Source organism: Pseudomonas sp. KH_046_2, assembly GCF_057838985.1.
Window position 1 is genome coordinate 4,075,924 of sequence record NZ_CM174480.1, and the last position, 23,329, is coordinate 4,099,252.

A 23,329-nucleotide genomic window follows, 5' to 3' on the forward strand; every position below is an offset into this window, starting at 1 on the left:
CGATGGGGGAGGACGTGTCGCAGCCGCGCTGTGATTCTGAGGCTGCCCTATCCCACGGTTGGCGCGCGTTTCGGCCTCTTGCGTCACAAGGTCCGCCTCGAAGCCGCCGCCCTCGTAGATGGCACTCAGCGGTCGGACAAGCGGAGCCTCAATGTCGGGTTGCGGAACAACCGCACGGTCGACAAGTCGGGTGAGGAAATTACTCTGGCGGCCCATCATTCATTCGCCAAGGCACAGTAACGGCGACGGCGCGCGCGCGGGATCGCCAGAATGTCCTGTTCTCGCCAGCCATAGGCGCTTGCAAGAATATGGACCTGCCTGAAAATGCCACCCTCCGTGGCGAGTGCATGCCTGATCAACTCGAATCCATCGAGGTAGACCTGCGTCTCGTGACCACAGGCGGCACAGGTCAGATTGATCACCGTTTCCGCATTCGGGTCCAGCCGGGTCAGTTCCTGTGCAAGAACGTCGCAGGGAAGCGCATCATTACCGGTGCAGGCGTGACATAGCGATGACACCGGATCGTCTGTGCCCGCCGCCTCTTCCAGATCGGCACCGGTGAGCAATCGACAAGTAGCTTGCAGCCCCATGAATTCGAGATGATGGATCGGGCCCGGTTCAGGCGGCATTTCGGGAGCGATGGATAGGTCAAGATCGAACTCGATGGTTTCGCCACAATCGCCAGGGCATGGCAGCCCCGACGCGACTTTTGGCGAAAACGTGCTGGAAAAAATTGCGCGAAACAGGAGTTCACGATCCCCCAGTGTCAGCGTCCGCGCGGCCTCTGACCCGAGAGCTGTTTGAGCGCCCTCCTCTGTTGTCAGGGAGGCGCATAGGCCTATCAGCAGAGTGCCCGCGCGCGCGACGCTGGCTCCGGCGGCAAGAGCCTCTTCCACAAGTATTTCGTCGTGGCCGGAAATTGGGCGAACCGCAATGGTGCAATAGCGCTGTCCAGCCTGCCAGAGCCCATACGGCAAGAACACCGTTTGGAAAACAGAAGGGATCGTTTCCATCCGCAGCATCCTCCACAACGCGTGGTCTATTTGCTTTGGGCTTCTTGCTTACGCTGGCTCGTTGAAACGCGGCTCGGCGGGTTCGACGACCGCGTAATCCCTTTCCCAACCCTCCATTTCCAGCTTGATTATCTGGATCGCCACCGCGTTGGCATTGGCATCAAGATCAGGAAGCGCCTGATACTCTGACACCCAGCAGCGATAGAGCTGGTAAGACAAAACTTTCTGGCCCGCCTCATTGAACACGTCGAGGATCACGTCTTTGCGGAAGTCGGCGAGCGACATTTCCGCCCCCGGGCCGGAACCGAAATTCCAGATCTTGTTAGCCCATTGCTCGAAATCGATGTCGTGCGTGACACCACGCTCCAGCGTCAGTGGCTCATACTTTGAGCGCCCGGGCGATTTGCGGCTGGTACTCGGGTCGCCGCCTTCCCGATGCTCGACGACTTCGGTCGTGCGCTTGAGAGCTGACACCTTGCTGATGCCGGCGACATAGCGGCCGTCCCATTTCACCCTGAACTTGAAGTTCTTGTAGGGATCGAAGCGTCGTGCGTTGACCGTGAACTGAGCCATCATTCAACCCCTTTCAAACCTCGGCGCGCCGTGCGATCTGATAAATTTTCAGGATGACGAACTCCGCGGGTTTGAGCGGCGCGAAACCCACCTCGATATTGACGATGCCGCTGTCAATATCGAACTGCGTCGTCGTCTCAGAATCGCAGCGCACAAAATAGGCGTCGCGCGCAGACGAGCCCTGGAATGCACCCTTGCGGAAAAGATCCTGCATGAAGGCCCCGACATTGAGCCGGATCTGCGACCAGAGCGGCTCGTCATTCGGCTCGAAGACCACCCACTTGGACCCACGATAAAGCGACTCTTCAAGGAACAAGGCTGTACGGCGGACCGGAACATACTTCCAGTCGGACGCAATCTGGTCGGCACCATCGAGCGTGCGGGCGCCCCAGCAGATACTGCTGTAGACGGGGAATGTCCGCAGGCAATTGATGCCAAGCGGGTTCAGCGCACCGTTCTCCCTATCAGTCATCGCATAGTCGAGGGCCTGCACGTTCCGCAGCCGAGCATCGGTGCCCGCGGGTGCTTTCCAGACACCACGCTGCGTGTCGGTGCGGGCATAGAGCCCTGCAATCGTTCCGCTTGCGCCAATACTCCGCAGCCGCCCACGCGACAGCGGGTCAGAAATCTGGGTACGTGGAAAATACATGGCTGCATTGGGGTGCCGCAGCGTTTCGTTGTCGGCGAGCCAGGCCTGCATTTGATCGAGCCGCACGACGCTGGCGTCGATATCAACCAGCACCATCGCGCGTCGCTCTTCGCAGTAGATTTCGCACTCGGTGTAGAGCGCCCGCATATCTGCACCCGCCATGGCAGCGGCGTCCGGGGCGCAAAGAATGTTGAACAGATCGATGTCTTCCAGCGCATAAAGCCCGGTCTTCGCGGCACGGACACCACGGTATGCGGTAACCGGTACAGCAGCGCTGCCATTTTGCCCGCTGGTTAATGGGTAGGATTGCGGCGACTTGACCGCTCTCGCTGCGACCGGACCAGTGGAGGAATTGAGCAGATAATCCGCCAGATCAGCTCCCTTGAAGTCCAACGTCGTATTGGTGTCGAAGGGGCGCGCGTTGCGCCCGGTGCGGATCACAAAACGCGCTGGGTTGAGTGCAGTGTTTTCGCCGACGATCTCGACCGTTGCCTCGGATAGGTAAGGTTGCAACGGGAGCGGCAGAATCGCCGCTTGCGCGCGAATAACTGTCTGCAAATTGTTGGCCCAGTCTGCCAGGCGACCTGGAGCTGGCGTCGGCGGAATGACGAGCGCAATCGGGGGCTGCGCGACACCGCCAACAGTGAGGGTGAGCGTCAGATTGGTAGCAACTGCCGGTGCGGCGGTTGCTGCCGGATGAGGCCCACTGACAGTGCCGCTTGCGGCCGGTCGCGCATCGGTGGCGGGCAGCGCGGGCAGACCGGTTCGGTCCAGTTGAACAAGCGTTGACCCGGCGTTGATTGTGTCGAGCGCGTTATCTTGCCCAGCCTGCATCGTGAGATTGGTGTATCGCTCGCTTGCGACCGTGACAGTGCGGTCACCATCGACCCGGATGAGGCTGATCGTGGCGTTGAACAGTGTTCCCTTCTCGGCCGCGAGGGTTGCCGGGCGCGTTGCGAAATCGATATCGACCCGCAGCGAGTCTCCCCATGATCCGGGGTTCGTCGCTGATTGCCTGCGAATGCGCCGCCCGGCGGAGACGTTGGCGATATCGATACCAAACCCATTCGGCAGAATTACGGCGGACGCCTGCGCGGCGGGGGCCGTGACCGTGTCGGCGACCCGGACGACGAAACATTCGGTGCCGCCATTCAGGAAGAATTGCTGGATCGCGTAACTCGTTTCGCTGGCGACATCGAGCCCGCCATATTCCCGCTCGAAATCCGCCAGACCAAACAGTTGCACTGCCTGGTTCAGGAGACCGCGCGGAAAGCTGCCGATGAATGCCGCGACCGATGTCGAGACACCCGCGATGGTTCTGATGCCGCTCGGGATCTCTTCGACATAAACGCCTGGATAAGTTGGGCGGACCGGCATTGGAGATACCTCCTCATTTCTAGCACGCAGAGCCTGCTGAAAACGTCAACGCCAACTCACTGTAGTCGACTTTTAAAAGCGGCACAAAGAAATACAAAAATCAACCCCTCGCCTCTCTGGCAATCCAGGCCGAACTTGACATTGTTGAGAAGCTGTACTGACCTGAACGTACTCTTGTGATCTGCAAATCGCCGATCACAGACCGGTTGCCGTAACTTTTCTTTATATAATCAAGAAGGTATACGCGTGCCATCACAATTTCCGCGCAGTCCCCGTCTGCGCAAGGGCGGCTTGGCCGCCTACCGTCCGCCTGCGTTGGTGCCGACGATTATCGTCTTTCAATACAATCCTGACGAAGTTTCGCGCAGCCTGACGGCGCGTGGAAGCCAAGGTTCGGGCGCGCGCGGCGAATCTCAACGGGCATCGGGGCCTCCCGACGAAACGCTCACCTTCACCGTCGAAATTGACGCCACCGACCAGCTTGAATTCCCGACAGATAACGCCGCAACGGCGCGCATGGGCCTACATCCGGTCATTGCCGCCCTCGAGATGTTGCTCTATCCCGCGTTCCCGCTCGTGGTCATGAATGAAGCTCTTGCGCTTGCGGGCATGGCTTTTGTCGCGGCGGAACAAGCCCCACTCACGCTGCTGATCTGGGGTGAACGCAGGGTTCTGCCCGTTCGGGTCGAGAGTCTGACGATCAAGGAGCAGGCGTTCGATACGGCGCTCAACCCCATTCGCATCGCAGCCGATCTGTCACTTAGGGTGCAGACCTATCGCGATCTTGAAATCACGAATCCCGCTTACTGGGTCTACATGGCCGGATACGCGCAGAAGGAGGTGCTGGCAACGGCAAACACGTTCGGCAATGCATCGGCGATCGCCGATCTTCTGCCGCTGTGAGGCCACCATGTTTACGCGCGGTAGCCGCTACGAGCCCATTGGCGAGAGCGAGTACACGGCATCCGATGGCCGGGTGATCCGTCACAAGCGCATTCGTTTTTTGCCAACGCCGACGGGGTCGGCGGGAACCATCGTAGAACCCCTGGACCGGCCTGATCTTGCAGCCTGGCGAATTGCGCAAGACCCCGAGACATTCTGGCGCTTGTGCGATGCGAATCTCCTGGCGCGTCCCGCCGATCTGACGGCGCGACCTGGCGCGAGGATCATCGTTCCACAACCTGGCAGCGAGGGCGCGTCATGAGCCTCCTGCCGTCCTTTTTCATGGTGAACCTGGGGTTCGCGCCTCTGCCACCTTTCATCACGAGTGCGCTCTCGGAGATCGAGGTCGAGACCTCGGTAGAAGGTGCGGCGATGTTCCGGTTGCATGTCGAACTCAGCCGCACGACGACGGGCGATCTCGATGTCCTGGTCTTCGATCTGTTCCGACCGATGATGCCAGTGCGCATCAGCCTGTCTTTCGGGCTTGGCCTGCCGTTGACCTTGATCAACGGCTATATCCGTGATGTCCAAATACACGTCGGGAGCGAGCCGGGGTCGGCACGGCTGGAAGTCGTGGGCGCTGATGCACTGGGAACACTGATGGGGCAAGTGCAAACGGCCTTCACCTGGCCCAACATGCCGGACGATGCGATTGCCTCAGCCATTTTCAGCAAATACGCAATCCTTCCCCTCGCCGAGCCGACGCCGCTGTTGCGAACGACACTGGATACGACGACAACGCAACGCGTACGCGACAATGCCTTTCTGGAGCAACTGGCGTCGAAATACGGCTACCAGCTTTATATTCAGCCCGATCCGCTTGCGGGTTTCAATGTCGGGCATTTCCATCCGCCGATCACGGTTGCGCCAGCCCAAGGCGTGCTGTCGATCGACTTCGGATCGCAATCGAATTTGCGCAGTTTCCAGATCAGCAACCAGATGTTGAAGCCCGCCACCGTACTGACGAGCTATGTGGACCCGCACACCCGCATGCCCGTCCCGGTTTTCGCGTCGACGCCGACGGAGCTGCCGATGGGGTTGGAACCATCAATTGCCCGCATGATGCCGCCCGCAATCGAAATGGATGAGGTGGGTGATGCATCGAGCCCCGCCGAGAAACTCGTTCGCGCGTTCGGCCGTGTCACACAGTCGAACCGCACGGTTTCGGCTAACGGTGAAGTCGATGGTCTGAAATTCGGCCGCCCTCTCCAGCCGGGTTTGCCCGTGCTGGTGCGCGGTGCGGGGCGACAGCATTCAGGCCTGTACTCCGTAACAAGCGTCACCCACAGAATCTCGCGCGACGCGTATACGCAAAGTTTCCAGGCGATGCGCAACGCCGTCGGCCTGACCGGAGCGGAGGTGTTCATCGATCCGCTGGCGCCTGTCACCTGAGAGGGCTGTCACCATGAGGCCTGTCAGGTGAGCAGGCCTTCCAAAAGGAGGTCTGTTGCATGCTTGAGTTCAACGAACAGTCTCAGCCCGGATCCTCGCATCGGGCCGGCATGTATGGAAAATATCGCGGCACAGTCTTCAATGCGCTGGACCCACTGAAACTGGGGCGCATTCAGGCCATGGTACCCGAGGTACTGCAGGGCATTCCGACCGGATGGGCTTACCCTTGCGCACCGGTCGCGGGCCTGCAGGCCGGGTTCTTTGCCATACCGCCGCAAGGCTCCGGTGTCTGGATCGAGTTTGAGGGGGGCGACACGTCGCGGCCGATCTGGGTTGGCGGCTATTGGGCGACGCTCGAAGCCCCGAATGAGCCCCCTGCTCTCACCCCGCCCCTGCCAACGCAAAAGATCTGGCGCTCCGACACGGGGCTGACCATTGCCATGGATGACACGCTCCAGACAGTTACGATCAGCGATCCCCTCGCGCAGAACAAGATCGAAGTCAATGTCAAAACCGCGAGCGTCAAGATTTCGGGCATGGGTGTTGTCGTGCTTGAAGCCCCTTTGGTGCAGCACGGCAGTGGAACAGCCTTTCACCCGTCCGTTTTCGGGGACCAATTGATGACCTATCTCGGCCAACTGGTCGCCGCTTTCAATTCGCATGTGCATCCCGGCGAACTTGCGCTTGGTTTCATGCCTGTGGCTCCGGCGCTCCCGGTGCCACCGATGATGCTACCAACCCCCTCGCTCATCTCCCAGAAAGTCTTTGTGGAGTAACAAGCATGCCGCTCAAACCCGGGACACTCGACGATTTCGGCGCCTCGATGGCTGAAGCAATCGAAGCGCAACTCCATGACGGCCTGTTGGCAGATGGCTTGCCGGGCCTGCCGAACGAGCCCGCCAGCGATGTACGAGACCGGCGTCGGCTGTTCGTGGCAATCGCGCGGGGCGTCGTCAAATACCTGCGCGACAATCAGGCCAGCATCGTCATCCACTACACGGACGGCGCGGTTGCACGCACGACGACACCCAAGATTTCCACCACGGGAATTTGAAACAATGGCAACCCATCTCGATGTGCCATTCGGGTTTGACGCGCGGGGTCGCACCGCCGTGTCGGACGAAAACGAGCGCATTCTGGACGCGATCCGCGCTGTACTGTTCACCGCGCCCGGGGAGCGGGTCAATCGTCCCGATTTCGGATGCGGCATTCGCCAGCTTCTCTTCGCACCACTCAGTGAGGCACTCGCCGCAACCACCCAGCACTTCATTCAAGGATCTCTGCTGCGTTGGCTCAGTGACCTCATCAGGGTCGAAGCTGTGGACGTGCGCGCCGATGATTCAACGCTCTTCATCACGGTCGTCTACACGATTAATGCAAGCTCCATACGACACTCAGCGGAGTTCAAACAGGCCATTGCATCATGATCTCGCGCGAAGAGCCCTTGTGGTGTGAAAACGAACGGCGCGACGCGATTCTCACGGTGCCTGTGCATCCATTGAATGGAGTCGATTTTGTCGAGTTCCGCCGCGACCTGCTGGCTGCGCCCCCTAAGCGCAACCGGCTTGAAATCCAATTCCTGAAGCCTCCGCCCCCGGCCCTCGTCGGCGCTCCCGCTTCGTTCAGCATCGAGGGCGGCATTCGCGTCGTCGACATCGAGCCAATTGCAGTGGTCGCCGATCCGGATCCCAATCGGCTGGTCCTGTTTCTGGATCGGGAGGGAGACTTCTCGACCTATTACCTGCGCGTTACTCATCCCGGCATCGATGAGGAACGCTGCGAGGCAGCGTTCAGTTTCAAGGCGGGTTGCCCGACCGAATTCGATTGCGGCACACGACACGATTGCGAGCCAGAGCGCTTCATGGAGCCTGCGCTCGATTATCTTGCAAAGGACTACCAGAGCTTCCGTCGCCTGATGATGGATCTGGCACCGCAGCTCAATCCCGATTTTGACGACCACAATCCCGCCGATCTCTGCGTTGCGCTGATCGAGCTTTTCGCCTATGTCGCCGACTATCTGAGCTATTTCCAGGACGCTGCCATCACCGAGGCTTTTTTCGACACTTGCCGCCACCGTGTCTCGGCGGCGCGCCACACACGCCTGATCGATTACGCCATGCATAATGGTCGCAACGCATTCTGCTTTGTGCAATTCGATGCGAGCGCCGGTCCCGACGGTATTGTTCCGGCGGGAACGAAACTTCTTACGCAAGTCATTGAGCCACTGCGCGGGCAAAAGGCACCACCTGGGCTGGTCATTCCCACTGGCGTTGCCGACTTCGATGACGACAAGGCGCTGGCACGGACGGTGGTGTTCGAAACATCGGCACCGGTGCGCGTGCTCGCTGGTCGCAACGAAATGCGCATCCACGACTGGGGCGACGCCTCATGCTGTCTGGCGCGGGGAGCACGAGAGGCCTGGCTCTACGTTACATCGCCGCAGGGCAATAACCTGCGCGCCACCCGGCCCGACATTGCCCTTGGCGAGTATCTGCTTCTTGAGGAAATACTTGGCCCACGTACCGGCCTTGCTGCCGATGCTGATCCGCGCAACCGCCATGTCGTGCGGATCGAGGCAGTCGACGTCACGAGCGACCCGGTCTTCCGCGATCTGCTGGTCGATGGCGCACTCACACCCGCCGCATCCGGCGACGTGAAGTTGCCATTGCTGCACGTACGTTGGCGTGAAAACGACGCACCACCCTTGCCCTTCTGTCTTTCGGCTCAGATACCAGAGACAAGGCAACTCATTGGACCGGTGACGATTGTGCGGGGCAATGTCACGCCCGCAGACCATGGCCGTACAGTCATCCGCCGTCTACCTGATCCGACAGACCCATTGCGGGAACTGCCACCGATTGATGTGGGCACGGGCCGTTGGCCTATCGATCAGCAAATCCTGATCGATGCACCGCTCACCTTTCAGACGATGCCGAGCGATCCGGATTATGCATTCGATGGCAGGCTGTCCGCCGGCCGCCATGACCTCGATCAGCCAACCTCCAAGGCCATGCCCGCCGTTGTCGTTGAATACGGCTGGGCAGTGGGGGATACGGAGTTATTCCGCCCTGTTCCGACGCTCTTCGCAAGCGATGCCTATCATCCACATTTCGTCGCCGAAGTGGACACCGACCACAGGGTGCACCTGCGCTTCGGCGATGACCAATATGGACGCCGCGTCACGCACCCCACCCAGCCTCTCACCGCCCGCGCCCGTTACAGGATTGGCAATGGTCGATTGGGGAATATCGGTGCAGGAGCGCTGACGCATGTCGTCATGCCCGATGCTATCGACCTGGTGGACCCGGCCAATCCCGGTGGCGGGCCGCAGCACTTCCCAGACATCATAGAACTCAGGCAACCGCTCTCAGCACGCGGTGGTGTCGATCCGCAATCGATCGAGGAAGCCCGCCAGATTGCACCCGAGGCGTTCCGCGCCGAGACATTCCGGGCGGTGACGGAGGCGGACTACGAGGCCGTGTCCATGCGGTTGGAGTATGTGGCCGCGGCCAAAGCCTCTTTTGTCTGGACGGGGAGCTGGCACACCGTTTTCGTTGCGATCCATCCGTCAGATCCAGACCTTCTTGACCGGATGCCGGGCGGCGCCGCCCGGCTGCAACCGGCATTCGCGAAGCACATTTGGGCAGTGCTGAACCGCTATCGCCTGGCTGGCTATGACCTTGTGGTACACGCAGCCATCTATGTTCCGATCGAACTTGAAGTCCAGCTTTGCATCGCGCGCGGCCATTTCCGTGGTGATGTTCTGGAAGCAGCGGCCAATGTGCTGTCGAACCGACGTCTGGCCGGCGCAAGTTCCGGCTTCTTCCACCCCCTCAATTTTCGCTTCGGTTCGGCGGTCTATTCGAGCCGCATCTACGCGCTGCTGCAGCACATCGACGGTGTTGAATCTGCCCGCATTCTCGTGATGAAGCGCTTTTGGGACGCGCCGAATGGCGAGCTGGAGCGAGGCCTCGTTCCCATGGGACCGAGCGAAGTCGCGCGCCTGGACAACGATCGCAGCCAGCCGGAGTTCGGCGTGCTGCGCCTGACCGCCGTGGGAGGGTTGTGAGATGACCATGACTCCCGATACCCGGTTCTGCCTGTGCTGCGAGCCGCATGAACCCGCTGCTCCCGCATCCATTTTCAACCGACCGGGTCTGAGCACGATTGCATGGCGAACTGGAAGCTACGCTACCTTCCGTCAGGCCATGATAGAGGCCATGGCGTCAGGCCCGCCCAATCCGCTAGATCCCGATGACACGCTGTGGCCTCTGCAGGTGTGCAACGCGCTTGCCAGGCTCACGACACGCGACGACACCGATCATGCAATCATGTGCATCGATCTTTTTGCCGCCGTCTCGGATGTGCTGAGCTTCTATAGCGAGCGCTACGCCAACGAAATCTTCATGCGCACGGCGCGCGAGCGGGACTCGGTGCTCCGTCTGGCCCGTTTGATTGGATACCGCGTTGCCCCGGGGCTAGCGGCCACCACATCACTTGCGTTCACCCTTGATCCCGGCGCCACGACCGTCATCCATTCCGGCCTGAAAGTCATGAGCGTCCCAGGTCAGGACGAAGTGGCACAGACATTCGAGACTATCGGCTCCGTGAGCGCCGACGCCCGGCTGAACGATGTCCCGCTTTATGGTCAGCCGCAGGCCGTGGTGCCATTCCAGCAAGGCCTTTCGCGTATTCCGATCCTGCAGCGACCCGAAATATTGCTGCGTAATGACACCATCGCCATCGTCGGGAACAACGAACTGCAAGTGACCAGTGTGCATAACGTCGAGACCGCATCGGATGGTGAATATGTGACTTTTACCACCCCGTTCGCCATTGCAGGCAGTGGCTCGATCGGGTTCAAGACCAAGCGCGCGCTGCGCTTCTTTGGCCACAATGTGCCACCGAGCTATTCCTTCTATGACATGAACCCGGCGACCCCCGTCGCGAAGCGCTGGACCATGAAGACCCTCGGCGTGGACTATTCCGCCAGTATTGCGGCAAGCCAGACCTTCTATCCGCTCGACGCGCGTATCGATGACCTGAATCCGGGCACCCTGCTGCTCGTCGATCTTGGGTCGGGTGCTGGCCGTTATGTCTTCGCGCTTGTCGGTACTGTCCTCCACAGCACGGTCACCCTCGGTCCCATGTCCGACACCGTTACCTGGATTTCACTCGCACAAGTCACGATTGGCAGCGACGATGTCCTGAATCACCTCGGCGGCACCGGACTGCCCGCCATAGCTGACCGCCGTCAGACGCAGATTTACGAAGTCGTTCGCCCTCAGATCGCCCCGCGCGCCTACCTCTACCCGGCGAGCTTTTCAGGTGGCACCGCCTGGATCCGCAGCGATCACGTCAACGATGCCCGCCTGCTCACCAAGAAGCAGCCTATTGCAATTGCTCAAAGCACGCGGCGGTACGTCGCAAGCATCGCGACCGTCACGCAATCACCGTCCGTGGGCGACGGCATTTCACACATTACTATCGGCTTTGATCCCCCCATCGGCACTCCGATGATATCCCCACGCATGAATGGCAATGTTGCACCTGCAAGCCACGGAGAGACGCAGCGTGACGAAGCGCTGGGCCACGGGGATGCGTCCGCCCTGTTCCAGCGCTTCAAGTTGCAGCGCAAGGCTATGACGCGCCTGCCCGGTAGTGTGGGGTTGACGCCACGCGCCGAGCTGGCGGTTCGCGTGAACGGCGAACTCTGGAGCGAGGCCCCATCGTTTTATGGCCGCGGACCGAACGACCACGTCTACACGCTGCGAGACGATGATGCGGGCAACAGCATCGTCTCGTTCGGAGATGGCCTCACGGGTGCGAGGTTACCGAGTGGTGCAAGCAATGTGGTCGCGCGCTATCGGACGGGAATAGGTCTGCAAGGACGATTGGCTGCCGGGCAGCTTTCAACGCTTCTTGAGCGTCCGGTTGGCGTTCGCGGCGTTTCCAATCCACTGCCCACGGAGGGCGGAGTTGATCCCGAAACACTCGATCATGCGCGCGAGGCGGCACCTGTAACTGTCCGCACATTTGGCCGTGCCATAGCGCTATCAGATTTTGCGGATGTCGCGCGCCAGACAGGCATGGCGGCCGCGGCAAAGGCGACCTGGACCTGGATAGGGCTGGAGCAGGCGATCCAGCTCACGGTCTCGGGTGGTAACGGCCAACGCCTATCGCCCGACGCCCTCGCCGCTCTGCACAGCTCACTCACCCACTCGCGCGATCCGAACCATCTGCTGATAATCGGGAATTTGTGGCGCGTACCGATTGTGGTCACCGCGCGCATCCTGCGTGATCCCGTGTTCGAGAAGGACTCGGTGCAGCATGCAGCCCGCACGGCGTTATCAGACTTCATGCGGTTCGAGCGGCAACCGATGGGGCGCCCTCTCCATCTCAGCCAAATTATCGCCGTGCTTCAGGGCGCCCGGGGCGTCGCGGCGGTTGATGTGGACCTTTTTCAGATCAAGGGTTTTGCGGGTTGGACTGCCGCATGGTTGTCCCGTCGGGGTCTCACCGGCGCACCGGTGCAGCCGCATATCCGCCTGTTCGAAGCTCGGCCGCGCCCGCCTGTGGCCATGCTTGACCCAGCAGCGCTTGCGGGTCTGGCACTCGATTCCGATGCACTGGCGCTTCCCGCCGAGCAAGCCTTTATCGAGGCACCCGACACCGATCTCACTCTGCATGTAGTGGAGACGCTATGACGGCCTATTCCAGAGAGAAGCGCGACAGGTTGTTCAACCTCCTCCCGGCTTATCTGCGCGAGCTGGATGGATTGGAACGGCTGCACCCGGATGATCCGCCGGGCCCACTGCAAGCCTTTCTGAGCGTAATCGAAATGCAGGCCGAAGCGCTTGATGGCGACATCGAGCAACTCCTGAACAACGCATTCATCGAGACATGCGAGCCTTGGGCAATTCCCTACATCGGCGATCTCGTCGCAATGACGCCGTTGTTCGACGAGAGCCGGATTCGTGGCGGCGACAGTGCCGCCGAGATCTTTTCGGACCTGAACGGGCCCTCGCTGCGACCCAACATAGGCCTGGGCAATCGGGCCGATGTTGCGAAGACGATCTATTACCGCCGCCGCAAAGGCACATTGCCGATGCTGGAGGAAATGGCGCGTGACGTGACCGGATGGCCCGCTCATGGCGTCGAGTTCTTCCAGCGCCTGCGATGGAGTCAGTGGATCCGCAATCACATCCGTATGCAGGCCCTGGAAACCCCTGATCTTCGTTCGGTCGTGCGGTTAGACACCCTGGAAGGCGCTTTCGATGAAACCTGCCGCACGGTGGACGTTCGCGCGATTGCACCCGATGAGGGCTGGTACGGCACCCGCAAAATCGGCTTCTTTCTCTGGCGTCTAAAGGCGCACCGTTTCGAGCAGATCGACGCGCGCCAGCAAGGGGCGGCAGGCGACTTCCGCTGGCGTTTCAGTCCTCTTGGCCAAGACGCTCCCTTGTTCTCCGCAGGACGGCGGGAAGACGATGAGACCGGGCTTAGCGCCCGCCATCACGTGCCGCAAGCGATCAGCCATGCCACGTTTTTCGAGGATCTCTCGCAGAGCCTCAGCCAGCCAGTGATCCCCGATTTTTCACAATATTACGGCCTCTTCGACCCATTCCCGGCCATGGTGCTGGCCGAAGACAGAGCGATGATGATCTTCATCGGCGGCCAGCCTGTGCCACTCTCGCGCATTCGGTGCCGCAACCTGGATGCGTGGTCGCAACCTGCCACGAATATTGTGTCAGTAGATACAGCCACTGGCCGCATTGCACTTGGGCCTGTAGCCGCGGCCGCCGGTCCCGTGACCGTCTGGTACCACCACGGTTTCCCTGGCGATCTTGGTGGCGGGCCCTATCGGCGGCGCGCATGGCAGATCAACGCGCCCGCCGGTACACAGATGCTGCCAGTCGACAACTCGGGTAATCCGGGAACTTTCAACACGATTAACGGGGCGCTGGCGCAGTGGGTGGCACTCGGTAAACCGAACTGCATCATCCAGATCCGCGATAACCGCACCTACAAGGAGGCGATTGCCATCGATCCTTTCGACAAGCGCTTTATCGCGATTGAAGCCAGCGACAGCAAATGCCCGCATCTGCTGCTTCCCGACCCACTGACCATCTCCGGCGATCACGACAGTTCCACCGTGACGCTGGGCGGACTGCTGATAGAAGGGCGAGTCGAAATCACCGGCTCACTGGGTGCACTGCGACTGATCCATTCAACGCTTGTTCCGGGCGAAAGCATCGCCGTACCGGACCCTGCCGTTGCGCCGCCTCCCGCACAGCCCACCCAACCCAGCATCCTTGCCGCCATGACGCGCCCCGATGGCAGTCCGGCGAATAGGAAACTGCGCGTGGAAGCCGCCTTTTGCGTCATGGGACCGCTCCGCCTGCCGGAGCACGCGCAAGCGTTGGTGCTGCTCGATTGCATCGTTGATGGGCTCGATATCGCTGCCGTTGCCGGGCCAGCGGCCAACAGTTTCGGTCCCGCATCGCGCATTGAGCGCTCGACGCTGCGCGGTGCCATGCGGTTTCGCCAGATCGATCTCGCGAGCGAGAGTATTTTTGACGGTTCATTGACGGTGTTGCGACAGCAGGTCGGTTGCCTACGCTTCAGCTACGTGCAGGACAACGCACGCACGCCACGCCGCTACCGCTGCCAGCCCAGTCTGGCGATACGAAAGGCCGTTGATGCAGCAGGTCCATTGACGCCCGCCGAACTAGCACTGTTGCGACAGCAGGTCGCGCAGCGGGTGGCGCCCGAATATGTGTCCGAAGCCTATGGCCAGCCCGCTTACCTGCAACTCAGCGACAACGGCCCGATTGAAATCGGAACAGGCTCCGAGGATGGGGCCGAGATGGGCGTGTGGTGCCATCTCAAGCAACCCCAGCGGGCCGCCAACCTGAAGCTGCGCCTCGACGAATATCTGCCCTTTGGCCTCTCGGCCGCCCTGATCCACGCCAATTGAACGAATGACGCGTAGAGGAACAAAACAATGTCCGGCGACTATTCGCGCTTCACATTCGACCCGTTACGCCGCTTCGCTTCAGTACGTGTGCAACAAGGCCGCGTGCAACTGGATTCCGACTGGAACGAGCATTCAGATGTACTGCGCGAGCGCACCCGCCTGCTGGGTCTCGATAGCGGCGGTCCGGCATGGCTTCCGACGCTGACAACGCCCGATGCCTTCCTGATCGGTGCCATTGCCGGACCACCCGCCGACCTCTCCATTCAAGACGGCAGGATTTATGTTGACGGCAGGCTTGCCGAGATCTTTTCCAATGAAGGCGTTACCTACCTCAAGCAGCCCTTTCTTCCCGATCCACCCGCGCCAGATCCGACCATCGACACGCTGGTCTATCTCGATCTTTGGGAGCGCGAAGTCACGTGGGTGGAAGAACTGAAGCTGCTGGATACCGCTCTGGGTGGCGTCGATACCACCACGCGCATCCAGCAGGTCTGGCAGGTCAAGCTTTACAAACAGCCCGGGGCTCCGGCGGTATGCGGCGTTGATCTCAACGCCTTGTTTGCGCCCTCCGCCGGCCGGCTCACCACCTCCGCTGTGGCGCCGCCCGCGCCGGATGATCCCTGCATCCTGCCGCTCAACGCTGGCTATCGGGGTATCGAAAATCGGCTCTATCGGGTTGAAATCCAGACGCCTGGCCCCTTGGGAACCGCGCTCTTCAAGTGGTCACGCGACAATGGCTCCATCGCCTCCCGCGTGACGAGCATCGCGGTCGCCGGCGGACAGACGCGCCTCTCGGTGAACCGTGTCGGACGCGACGCGCGCCTGCGGTTGCGCATCAATGACTGGGTGACACTGACCGACGACCATCGTGAACTCTGGGGTGAAGCGGGCCAGATGGCGCGCGTGATCGATATCGACGAGGCAAAGCGGATAATCGTGCTGGATCGTGCCGTACCGACAGCGGGACGTGCGTTCGGGGCAACGGCGGTTGATGTCGTTGCGCGCAACACGCGCTTACAGCGATGGGATGAAAGCGCACCGCTGAACGTAATCAACGGTGACGGCCTAATGGCAACGGCGGCAGGCCCCATCGATCTTGAAGACGGCGTGCAGGTCAGTTTTACCACCGCTACCGCTGGCGGTCAGTTCAAGGTCGGCGACTACTGGGTCTTCGCGGCGAGAACGGCGAATGCCTGGGTTGAACCGCTCAATGCGGCACCGCCCCGCGGCATCCATCACCAATATCTTCAACTCGCCGCAATACCGGCCAATGGTGCACCCACTGACTGTCGACCCATCCAAATCGATGATGCCGGATGCTGTACCTTCGTGGTGCGGCCTGGAGAGGACATTCAGGCAGCCATCGACAAGTTGCCGAAGGTTGGAGGTTGCGTATGCCTGAAGGCAGGGTTGCATCCGATCGACCGCCCTCTGATCCTGCAGCGCGACAATCTCTGCCTGCACGGAGAGAGCATGGGCGCGATGGTCTTCAACCGGCGCGGAACCGGCGTCATTGTTGTTTCCGGCGCCAACCACGTTCACATTCACACGCTCGTCTTGCGACAGGGCGAAGCATCTTCCGACCCGATCATTGTGATTAAGGGAACAGAAGATTTGATCATTGACGAATGCAGACTGGAGACGTTCGCTCGTCCTGGCAGTGTGGGAATATTGGCCTTCGATGCAGCCAACATAACGGTGTCGGCTTGTATATTCGATAAGGCTGCCATCGGCGTCTGGTTCGACGAAGGCTCACGCGATGTCGTGGTGACTGACTGTGAAATTACCTTGCCAGACCCGGACACGAACCGCAAGACCACCGTTGGCATCATGGCCCGCACGATGCGCGGCTCCGTCACTGCCGAGAACAACACGATCGTCAATGCAGTGAACGGTATCCTCATCAACGACCAGCCAAACGACATGCCGGTGTCACGGGCCAACTTCTCGCGTATCGCGGGCAATCGCATTGAACTGGCCGAGAACAAGTTTCCCGACCGCTCGTTTGGCATTGATGTCGCGAGCCCGCAGACTATCGTGAGCAACAACCAACTGGTGCACGACGGGTCCAATCTCACTGCCATCCGCCTGTGCGGCAACGGATCAACTGCGATGGGGAACATCGTGGTGTGCCGCCGGGAAGCTCCCGACATCGCGCTGGCAATCGTGGTGGGCAACATTGGCCCGGCCGGCGCCGTGCTGCCGCTGGAGCGCATGATCGTCGCCGACAACATTATTGAAGGCGGCCAACACGGCATCCTCATGATCGGTGCCGTGCGAAGCGCCATTCGAGGCAATGTCATGGGACAGGGAAGCGTGCGCTTCGGTTTTGCGACCACACTCGTTCAGGTCGCCGACACGCTGATCAGCGAGAACATCGTCTACCAGGCGATGATCGGGATTTTTGCCACACAGGGTGCACGCAATCTCATCCGCGATAATCGGATCGAGGCAGGACAAGTCGGTATTTTCATGCATGAAGAGGCCGCCCCGACCCTGCACGGCAATCACCTGACAGATCTCGAACGCCTGGGCCTTCTGGTTTTTCAATCGACAGAGCGCTGTGACATCACGTCCAATCGAGTGATCCGTTGCGGTACGCGTTCCGGTCTCGCTCTGGGGATCGCCGCCATCGCGATCTTTGGTGAGTTGAACGTCCAGGGCAATGAAGTTATGGACACAGGTGTGGCGGCTACCGGAGGTGGCATCTCCCCGCTCGCCTTCGGCATCACGGGCTTCACCGTGCTGGAATGCAGGATAGACAGTAATCTCGTCACCTACTCACGACCAGGCTCTCGCCCGCCGACGAATGAGGACCGCGCGCTGCTGCTGCAGGGCATGATCGAATATGAGATCAAACTGCCCGCAGGCTCTACCGTGTTCGGGTTCCCGGTGCAGATTACGAACAACAAGTTCATCGGCACCGGAGCGACCGCTCTCGTCGAGTTGCGGCAAACAGTATTTGCGAACGTGAAGGCACGGTTCGAGCGGGTGATGTTCAGCGGCAATTACTGCTCGCATTTCAGCCTACCCTTCAACGACCAACGCGCAGCAACAGTGTCGATGGCGGGCAGGCTCTGCACCGTCTCTGGAAACCAGGTGAAGGCGGCCACCCCCGACTTCCGCTCCTATGACCTGCACGGCATGCCCGGCCCGTTCATCGGCAACATCTCGCATGGCCCAACATGGGGCCGGCTCAACAGCGCCTCGTGGTTTCCGAATCCCGAGTTTAATTACAACCTGAAAGCCTGAGGAGAGATCGATGGATATCGAAAAACTGATTGCGCGACAGGACAAGCTCCTCGCCGAGGCCACGGCGCTCATCAACAAACGCAATGTTTCCCCGAGCATGTTGAACTGGCCGATTGCCTCGCAGGAGGCGCGCATGGGCCGCCTCCAGCAGCGAATCGAAACCCTGCAGAAGATGAAGGCGGAACATGCACGTCAGATCGATTCCGAGATCGAAATGCTGTCCACCGAATTGTCACAACTGAACGAGAAAATCGAAACCGCTAGGAGAACACTTGAGCCCGGAACTCTGCGGACATCGTCCGAACCATCCGAAAGGTCTCGTGCCAAGGGGAAAAGGAAAGGAGGGCCGGGAAAAAACAATGACGGTTGATCAGAATTGCGTAGCCGATCGACGTCCCCCCAACGCCAAGAGGGGGGGTTGTCAGAAGCTGGATTAGCAAGTACCTCCAGGGGCGATCCTGATTCGCGGCTGATACTGCCTTTTTCAATAGAGTCGACCGGTTTTCGCCCGCTCGCGAGTGTCCGCTTGGGGTCCAGGCTGTGTGAAAACGCGCTAAATACGTCGAAAACTGAGAGTCGCGAGGATTGCCTGTGGAATAAGCAGGCGGAAGCGCGAATTACGTTAGTCAGCCTACATAGACGTTCGTAATGCCGTTTGGGCCGCGTTTGAATCGCGCCGCTACGATCTCGACGATCAGAGGTTAGACAATCACTGGCGTTTCACACAGCCTGGGTCGGTTTCTGCCTCTGCTGACCTGCAGCTAAGAGTCGATTTCTGCCGTCATGACGGGCAGAAATCGGCTAAAAGCGGTCTTTCACGACGGCCATTTAAGACGTGCGGACGACCCATCAATGCCAGAACTCACGATTGTTCCAGTAAGGCAAACCATCTATTGATAGTGCACCCAAAAATGTTTTGGTCACTTCAACATCACAAGTACCCGGAAATATCAGCTTATGCCTCCGCTTACATCCGGTGATGTTCCAGCAAGAAGTCCACGAACAATCGCACCCGCGCCGGCATTGTCGCCCCGCCGACGAACACCGCATGAATCGGTTCCTGGTCCCCGGGGTTCCAGGCTTCCAACAGCGGAATCAGGTCGCCGCGCTGCAGATCCTCGCTCACGCTGAACTCACCGATACGTGCAATGCCGGCACCTACTCGCGCGAGTTGTGCCAGCGCTTCACCACTGCTGCATTCGATGTTGCCGCTGACCTTTAGGGAAAACTCTTTTCCATCGCGGATGAACGGCCAGTTGGGTTCGGCACGCCGGAAGTTGAAGCGCAGGCAGTTGTGCTGTAACAGGTCTTCCGGTTCCTGGGGGATGCCGTGGCGCTGCAGATACTCGGGCGATGCCACCACTACCTGGCCGGTGTCGCCGATCCTGCGCGTGGTCAGCGGGCTGTCGGGCAGATGGCCAAAGCGGACCGCGACGTCGGCCTGCCCGCCGAGAATGTCGACCACTTCGTCGCCGAGGGTGAGGTCGACGACGATGTTCGGGTAACGGGCGCTGAATGCTGCAACCAAGGGAACGATGGCCAGCCGCCCATGGCCAAGGGCGGCACTGACCCGCAATCGCCCCCTGGGTACGCCCTGGTCGGCGATGGCTTCTTCGACCTCGTCCATGTCGGCCAGGATACGCCGGGCGCCGCGCAGGAACGCTTCGCCCTCGGCAGTGAAGGTGATCGCTCGGGTGGTGCGCAACAGCAGGCGGGTGCCAAGACGTTGCTCGGTACGCGCGATGATCCGACTGACTGCCGAGGGTGTCAGGCCCAGTGCACGCGCGGCGGCCGACAGGCTGCCTTCCTGCGCCACGGTGGTGAACACGCTCATTTCACCTGACCTGCCGTTGAAATCCACTTGTGCCTCCTGCGCAAAGGTGATTGCCAAAAATGCTATCTACCGCCTGAAAAGACTGGATCGTAGCATTAGCGGCATAGATAAGGAGCCTTCCATGCGTATCAATCCACCACTTGTCGCGCTCGCCATCGGTGCCTTTGGCATCGGCGTAACAGAATTCGCCCCCATGGGCATGTTGCCGGGTATCGCTGCGGATCTGGGCGTTTCCATTCCCGCCGCCGGTTTGCTGGTCAGTGCTTATGCGCTGGGCGTATTGCTCGGCGCACCGCTGATGACCCTGACCACCGGCAGGATTCCCCGGCGCTATCTGCTGATCGGGCTCATGGCGATTTTCACCCTGGGTAATCTGATGTCAGCCCTGGCCACCGATTACTACAGCCTCATGGTCGCCAGGGTGGTGACCTCACTGAACCATGGTGCATTTTTTGGCGTTGGCTCCATCGTCGCCGCCAGCGTGGTCGCCCCGGAGAAACGTGCCGGGGCGGTTGCGGCGATGTTTATGGGCCTGACCCTGGCGACCATCGGCGGTGTGCCGCTGGCCGCCTGGTTTGGTGAACTGTTCGGTTGGCGCACCGCTTTCTGGGGAATTACCGGCCTCGGCGTGGTGACCATGGCCGCGTTGTGGTTCGCCCTGCCTAACCTGAAGACGCCGCAAAGCGTCGGTGTAATGGCCGAAATTCGGGTACTGGGGCGTGGTCCGGTGCTGGGCGCGTTGGCCCTGACCGTAGTCGGATCGAGCGCAATGTTTACCGTCTTCACTTACATCGCGCCGATCCTCAGCAGCGAGACCAATAGTTCCACCGCCTACATCACCGCCATGCTGGTTCTTTTTGGTGTGGGGTTGACGCTGGGCAATATGTGGGGCGGCAAGGCCGCCGACCGCTCGATAGATCGCACCTTGATCGTCTCGCTAAGCGTTCTGATTCTCGTCTTGCTGGCGTTCACCCTGCTGATGCGTTGGACGGTGCCGGCTGCTCTGGCCATCCTGATATGGGGTATCGCCAGTTTCGCCCTGGTGCCGCCGCTACAGATGCGCGTCATGGAAGCAGCGAAGGACGCGCCCAATCTTGCCTCTGCGGTGAACATTGGCGCCTTCAATTTTGGCAACGCGATTGGCGCAGCGCTGGGCGGAGCGGTGATCAACGCTGGTCTGGGTTATCCGGCGATTTCCTTGGCTGGAGCGGCGATGGCTGCTCTGGGGCTGCTGATGGTGTTGGCTTATGCCTGGCGTTCCAGAACGATTGAAGCAGCAGTAGTGTGACGAAGATGAGGGGGAGTGGTTCGTTACCATCGATGAGTGGCGGCAAATGGTAGAATTGCTGCCCTTGGCGAGGGGCGGCAATCGGTCAATTTTAGCCATTGCTGACCGGCAGCTATATTGGGTCGGTTGCCGCCCGTCACGACAGGCAACAACCGGCCATTAACTGCCTCTCGCGAAAGGCAGCTATATAGATCGGTTGTTGCCAGTCGCAACAGGCGGCTATCGACCAACTGCGGCTGATGGTAGCGAAAGGCTACCGACCGGCCGCCTGTTACACGACTCCTGAAACATGGTGTCACTGGCATCTTCTGAAAATGACCAAAACCTCATGTTGGATTGACCGGCTCACAGAAGTGAATGCGCAGCTTGAATGAAGCTTACGCAGCCTTGAAGCAGTACACGGCCAGCTTGTTACCGTCCAGGTCCCGCGCATAGGCCGCATAGGCGTTAGGGGCCCAACCTCGCGGGCCCGGCGCACCTTCGTCGGTGCCACCGCAGGCCAGGGCTGCCGCGTGGAAGGCATCGATAGCGGCGCGATCCGGTGCTTCGAAGCTGATGGTGACACCGTTACCGACGCTGGCCGGAGCACCGTTCGCCGGCTTCAGGACGAAGAAGGACGGGGCATTCTCACCCCAGATCGAGCCATTATCTTCCAGATCAGCGATGCGTTTCTGGCCGAGTGTGCTGAGCACATTGTCGTAGAAACTGCGGGCCTTTTGCAGATCGTTGGTACCGACGGTGACGTGAGTGAAGATGCTCATTTTGATGGTCTCTTTATAAAGACACAGTGAGTGGATGTTGCAGTTGGCCGGTGCGCGAGACGTCAGACGCTCAACGCCAGGACGATTCAATCAGCGATCGAAATGGATAACGGTGCGTATGCTCTTGCCTTCATGCATCAACTCGAAGGCCTTGTTGATGTCCTCAAGCCCCATGGTGTGGGTGATGAAGGTGTCGAGCGGTATTTCACCGGCCTGGCTCTTCTCGACATAAGTGGGCAGTTCGCTGCGGCCTTTAACACCGCCAAATGCCGAGCCGCGCCAGACCCGACCGGTCACCAGCTGGAACGGTCGGGTACTGATTTCCTGGCCCGCGCCAGCAACTCCGATAATCACCGACTCACCCCAACCTTTGTGGCAACACTCCAGGGCCGCGCGCATGAGATGGACGTTGCCAATGCATTCGAAGGAGTAGTCGACACCGCCCCCGGTCATCTCGACGATCACGTCCTGGATCGGTCTGTCGTAATCGTTGGGGTTGATGAAGTCGGTAGCGCCCAGTTGCCTGGCGATTTCGAACTTGGCCGGGTTGATATCGATCGCAATGATGCGACCGGCCTTGACCATGGTGGCGCCAATAATGGCGGCCAGGCCGATGCCGCCCAGACCGAAGATCGCCACGCTGGCGCCCTCTTCCACTTTTGCCGTGTTGAGCACCGCACCAATGCCGGTGGTCACACCGCAACCGAGCAGGCAGACCTTTTCCAGTGGCGCATCCTTGGGGATTTTGGCCAGGGAAATTTCGGGTAGCACGGTGTATTCGGAAAAGGTCGACGTGCCCATGTAGTGGAACAGGGGCTGGCCGTTATAGGAGAAACGACTGGTGCCGTCTGGCATCAATCCCTTGCCTTGGGTTGCACGAATTTTCTGGCAGAGATTGGTCTTCCCGGACTTACAGTATTTGCAGTCTCCGCATTCCGGGGTGTAGAGCGGGATCACATGATCGCCCACTGCAAGTGAGGTCACCCCCTCGCCCACCGCTTCGACAATACCACCACCTTCGTGGCCAAGAATGACGGGGAAGATCCCTTCCGGATCGGCGCCGGACAAGGTAAACGCATCGGTATGGCACACGCCTGTCGCAACAATGCGCACCAGCACCTCACCGGCTTGCGGCGGCGCCACATCGATTTCGACAATTTGCAGAGGCTGGTTCGCCGCGAAGGCGACGGCCGCTCGTGATTTGATCATGGTCATGATTCCCGGAGGCAAAGAGAAGCCTCCACTTTGTAGAAAGGGTAAAGAGGTTG

At 60.2% G+C, this 23,329-nt stretch carries 17 protein-coding genes; 11 read left to right on the top strand and 6 right to left on the bottom strand.

Going from position 1 to position 23,329, the window contains the following annotated elements; genetic code table 11:
• Positions 1 to 215: 215 nt before the first annotated feature.
• The 3 genes from AC3IX1_RS18435 to AC3IX1_RS18445 are packed head-to-tail and all read right to left on the bottom strand — an operon-like array spanning position 216 to position 3,612.
• Positions 216 to 1,013, bottom strand: a complete 798-nt coding sequence (locus AC3IX1_RS18435; RefSeq protein WP_310353788.1) for a hypothetical protein — start codon at positions 1,011 to 1,013, stop codon at positions 216 to 218.
• 48 nt (positions 1,014 to 1,061) lie between these two features.
• Entirely contained in the window at positions 1,062 to 1,586 is a 525-nt protein-coding gene (locus tag AC3IX1_RS18440; RefSeq protein ID WP_310353790.1) for a phage tail protein, read from the bottom strand.
• A 13-nt stretch (positions 1,587 to 1,599) separates the two neighbouring features.
• On the bottom strand, positions 1,600 to 3,612 hold the full coding sequence (locus AC3IX1_RS18445; RefSeq protein ID WP_310353793.1) for a phage tail sheath family protein: 2,013 nt from the start codon (positions 3,610 to 3,612) through the stop codon (positions 1,600 to 1,602).
• A gap of 246 nt (positions 3,613 to 3,858) precedes the next feature.
• On the opposite strand from AC3IX1_RS18445, the gene AC3IX1_RS18450 reads away from it, so the two are divergent.
• The 10 genes from AC3IX1_RS18450 (at position 3,859) to AC3IX1_RS18495 (ending at position 18,548) form a co-directional block, all read left to right on the top strand.
• Complete coding sequence (locus AC3IX1_RS18450; protein WP_489385287.1) at positions 3,859 to 4,515, top strand: hypothetical protein; 657 nt, start codon at positions 3,859 to 3,861, stop codon at positions 4,513 to 4,515.
• Between the two features lie 297 nt (positions 4,516 to 4,812).
• Positions 4,813 to 5,946, top strand: a complete 1,134-nt coding sequence (locus AC3IX1_RS18455) for a phage late control D family protein (protein WP_310353802.1) — start codon at positions 4,813 to 4,815, stop codon at positions 5,944 to 5,946.
• Positions 5,947 to 6,005: 59 nt separating this feature from the next.
• A complete protein-coding gene (locus AC3IX1_RS18460) occupies positions 6,006 to 6,722 on the top strand; it encodes a phage baseplate assembly protein V (protein ID WP_065834049.1) in 717 nt (238 codons plus the stop codon).
• Between the two features lie 5 nt (positions 6,723 to 6,727).
• A complete protein-coding gene (locus AC3IX1_RS18465; protein WP_310353805.1) occupies positions 6,728 to 7,000 on the top strand; it encodes a hypothetical protein in 273 nt (90 codons plus the stop codon).
• A 4-nt stretch (positions 7,001 to 7,004) separates the two neighbouring features.
• Positions 7,005 to 7,373, top strand: a complete 369-nt coding sequence (locus tag AC3IX1_RS18470; protein ID WP_065834047.1) for a GPW/gp25 family protein — start codon at positions 7,005 to 7,007, stop codon at positions 7,371 to 7,373.
• Entirely contained in the window at positions 7,370 to 10,015 is a 2,646-nt protein-coding gene (locus tag AC3IX1_RS18475) for a baseplate J/gp47 family protein (RefSeq protein WP_489385288.1), read from the top strand. Before AC3IX1_RS18470 ends, AC3IX1_RS18475 begins: the two co-directional genes overlap by 4 nt.
• A 1-nt stretch (position 10,016) precedes the next feature.
• On the top strand, positions 10,017 to 12,653 hold the full coding sequence (locus tag AC3IX1_RS18480) for a putative baseplate assembly protein (protein WP_489385289.1): 2,637 nt from the start codon (positions 10,017 to 10,019) through the stop codon (positions 12,651 to 12,653).
• Positions 12,650 to 14,926, top strand: a complete 2,277-nt coding sequence (locus tag AC3IX1_RS18485; RefSeq protein WP_489385290.1) for a hypothetical protein — start codon at positions 12,650 to 12,652, stop codon at positions 14,924 to 14,926. Before AC3IX1_RS18480 ends, AC3IX1_RS18485 begins: the two co-directional genes overlap by 4 nt.
• Positions 14,927 to 14,953: 27 nt before the next feature.
• A complete protein-coding gene (locus tag AC3IX1_RS18490; protein WP_489385291.1) occupies positions 14,954 to 18,178 on the top strand; it encodes a DUF6519 domain-containing protein in 3,225 nt (1,074 codons plus the stop codon).
• 10 nt (positions 18,179 to 18,188) lie between these two features.
• On the top strand, positions 18,189 to 18,548 hold the full coding sequence (locus AC3IX1_RS18495; RefSeq protein WP_489385292.1) for a hypothetical protein: 360 nt from the start codon (positions 18,189 to 18,191) through the stop codon (positions 18,546 to 18,548).
• A 597-nt stretch (positions 18,549 to 19,145) separates the two neighbouring features.
• On the opposite strand, the gene AC3IX1_RS18500 is transcribed toward AC3IX1_RS18495, so the two are convergent.
• Positions 19,146 to 20,039, bottom strand: a complete 894-nt coding sequence (locus AC3IX1_RS18500; RefSeq protein WP_489385293.1) for a LysR family transcriptional regulator — start codon at positions 20,037 to 20,039, stop codon at positions 19,146 to 19,148.
• Positions 20,040 to 20,133: 94 nt separating this feature from the next.
• Here AC3IX1_RS18500 and AC3IX1_RS18505 point away from each other — a divergent pair, with 94 nt between their 5' ends.
• Positions 20,134 to 21,300 carry an MFS transporter gene (locus AC3IX1_RS18505; RefSeq protein WP_048392538.1) on the top strand — a complete coding sequence of 389 codons (1,167 nt, stop codon included), beginning with the start codon at positions 20,134 to 20,136 and terminating at the stop codon, positions 21,298 to 21,300.
• Between the two features lie 377 nt (positions 21,301 to 21,677).
• Here the strand turns inward: AC3IX1_RS18505 and AC3IX1_RS18510 are convergent, their stop codons facing one another.
• Positions 21,678 to 22,061 carry a VOC family protein gene (locus AC3IX1_RS18510; protein ID WP_223456346.1) on the bottom strand — a complete coding sequence of 128 codons (384 nt, stop codon included), beginning with the start codon at positions 22,059 to 22,061 and terminating at the stop codon, positions 21,678 to 21,680.
• Between the two features lie 90 nt (positions 22,062 to 22,151).
• Positions 22,152 to 23,270 carry an S-(hydroxymethyl)glutathione dehydrogenase/class III alcohol dehydrogenase gene (locus AC3IX1_RS18515; protein WP_489385294.1) on the bottom strand — a complete coding sequence of 373 codons (1,119 nt, stop codon included), beginning with the start codon at positions 23,268 to 23,270 and terminating at the stop codon, positions 22,152 to 22,154.
• Between the last annotated feature and the right edge of the window lie 59 nt (positions 23,271 to 23,329).

Coding starts and splice junctions, on each gene's coding strand:
- AC3IX1_RS18515 (WP_489385294.1), bottom strand. CDS start 23,270: ATGATCAAATCACGAGCGGCCGTCGCCTTCGCGGCGAACCAGCCTCTG.
- AC3IX1_RS18435 (WP_310353788.1), bottom strand. CDS start 1,013: ATGGAAACGATCCCTTCTGTTTTCCAAACGGTGTTCTTGCCGTATGGG.
- AC3IX1_RS18465 (WP_310353805.1), top strand. CDS start 6,728: ATGCCGCTCAAACCCGGGACACTCGACGATTTCGGCGCCTCGATGGCT.
- AC3IX1_RS18505 (WP_048392538.1), top strand. CDS start 20,134: ATGCGTATCAATCCACCACTTGTCGCGCTCGCCATCGGTGCCTTTGGC.
- AC3IX1_RS18455 (WP_310353802.1), top strand. CDS start 4,813: ATGAGCCTCCTGCCGTCCTTTTTCATGGTGAACCTGGGGTTCGCGCCT.
- AC3IX1_RS18485 (WP_489385290.1), top strand. CDS start 12,650: ATGACGGCCTATTCCAGAGAGAAGCGCGACAGGTTGTTCAACCTCCTC.
- AC3IX1_RS18510 (WP_223456346.1), bottom strand. CDS start 22,061: ATGAGCATCTTCACTCACGTCACCGTCGGTACCAACGATCTGCAAAAG.
- AC3IX1_RS18460 (WP_065834049.1), top strand. CDS start 6,006: ATGCTTGAGTTCAACGAACAGTCTCAGCCCGGATCCTCGCATCGGGCC.
- AC3IX1_RS18480 (WP_489385289.1), top strand. CDS start 10,017: ATGACCATGACTCCCGATACCCGGTTCTGCCTGTGCTGCGAGCCGCAT.
- AC3IX1_RS18490 (WP_489385291.1), top strand. CDS start 14,954: ATGTCCGGCGACTATTCGCGCTTCACATTCGACCCGTTACGCCGCTTC.
- AC3IX1_RS18440 (WP_310353790.1), bottom strand. CDS start 1,586: ATGGCTCAGTTCACGGTCAACGCACGACGCTTCGATCCCTACAAGAAC.
- AC3IX1_RS18495 (WP_489385292.1), top strand. CDS start 18,189: ATGGATATCGAAAAACTGATTGCGCGACAGGACAAGCTCCTCGCCGAG.
- AC3IX1_RS18445 (WP_310353793.1), bottom strand. CDS start 3,612: ATGCCGGTCCGCCCAACTTATCCAGGCGTTTATGTCGAAGAGATCCCG.
- AC3IX1_RS18470 (WP_065834047.1), top strand. CDS start 7,005: ATGGCAACCCATCTCGATGTGCCATTCGGGTTTGACGCGCGGGGTCGC.
- AC3IX1_RS18475 (WP_489385288.1), top strand. CDS start 7,370: ATGATCTCGCGCGAAGAGCCCTTGTGGTGTGAAAACGAACGGCGCGAC.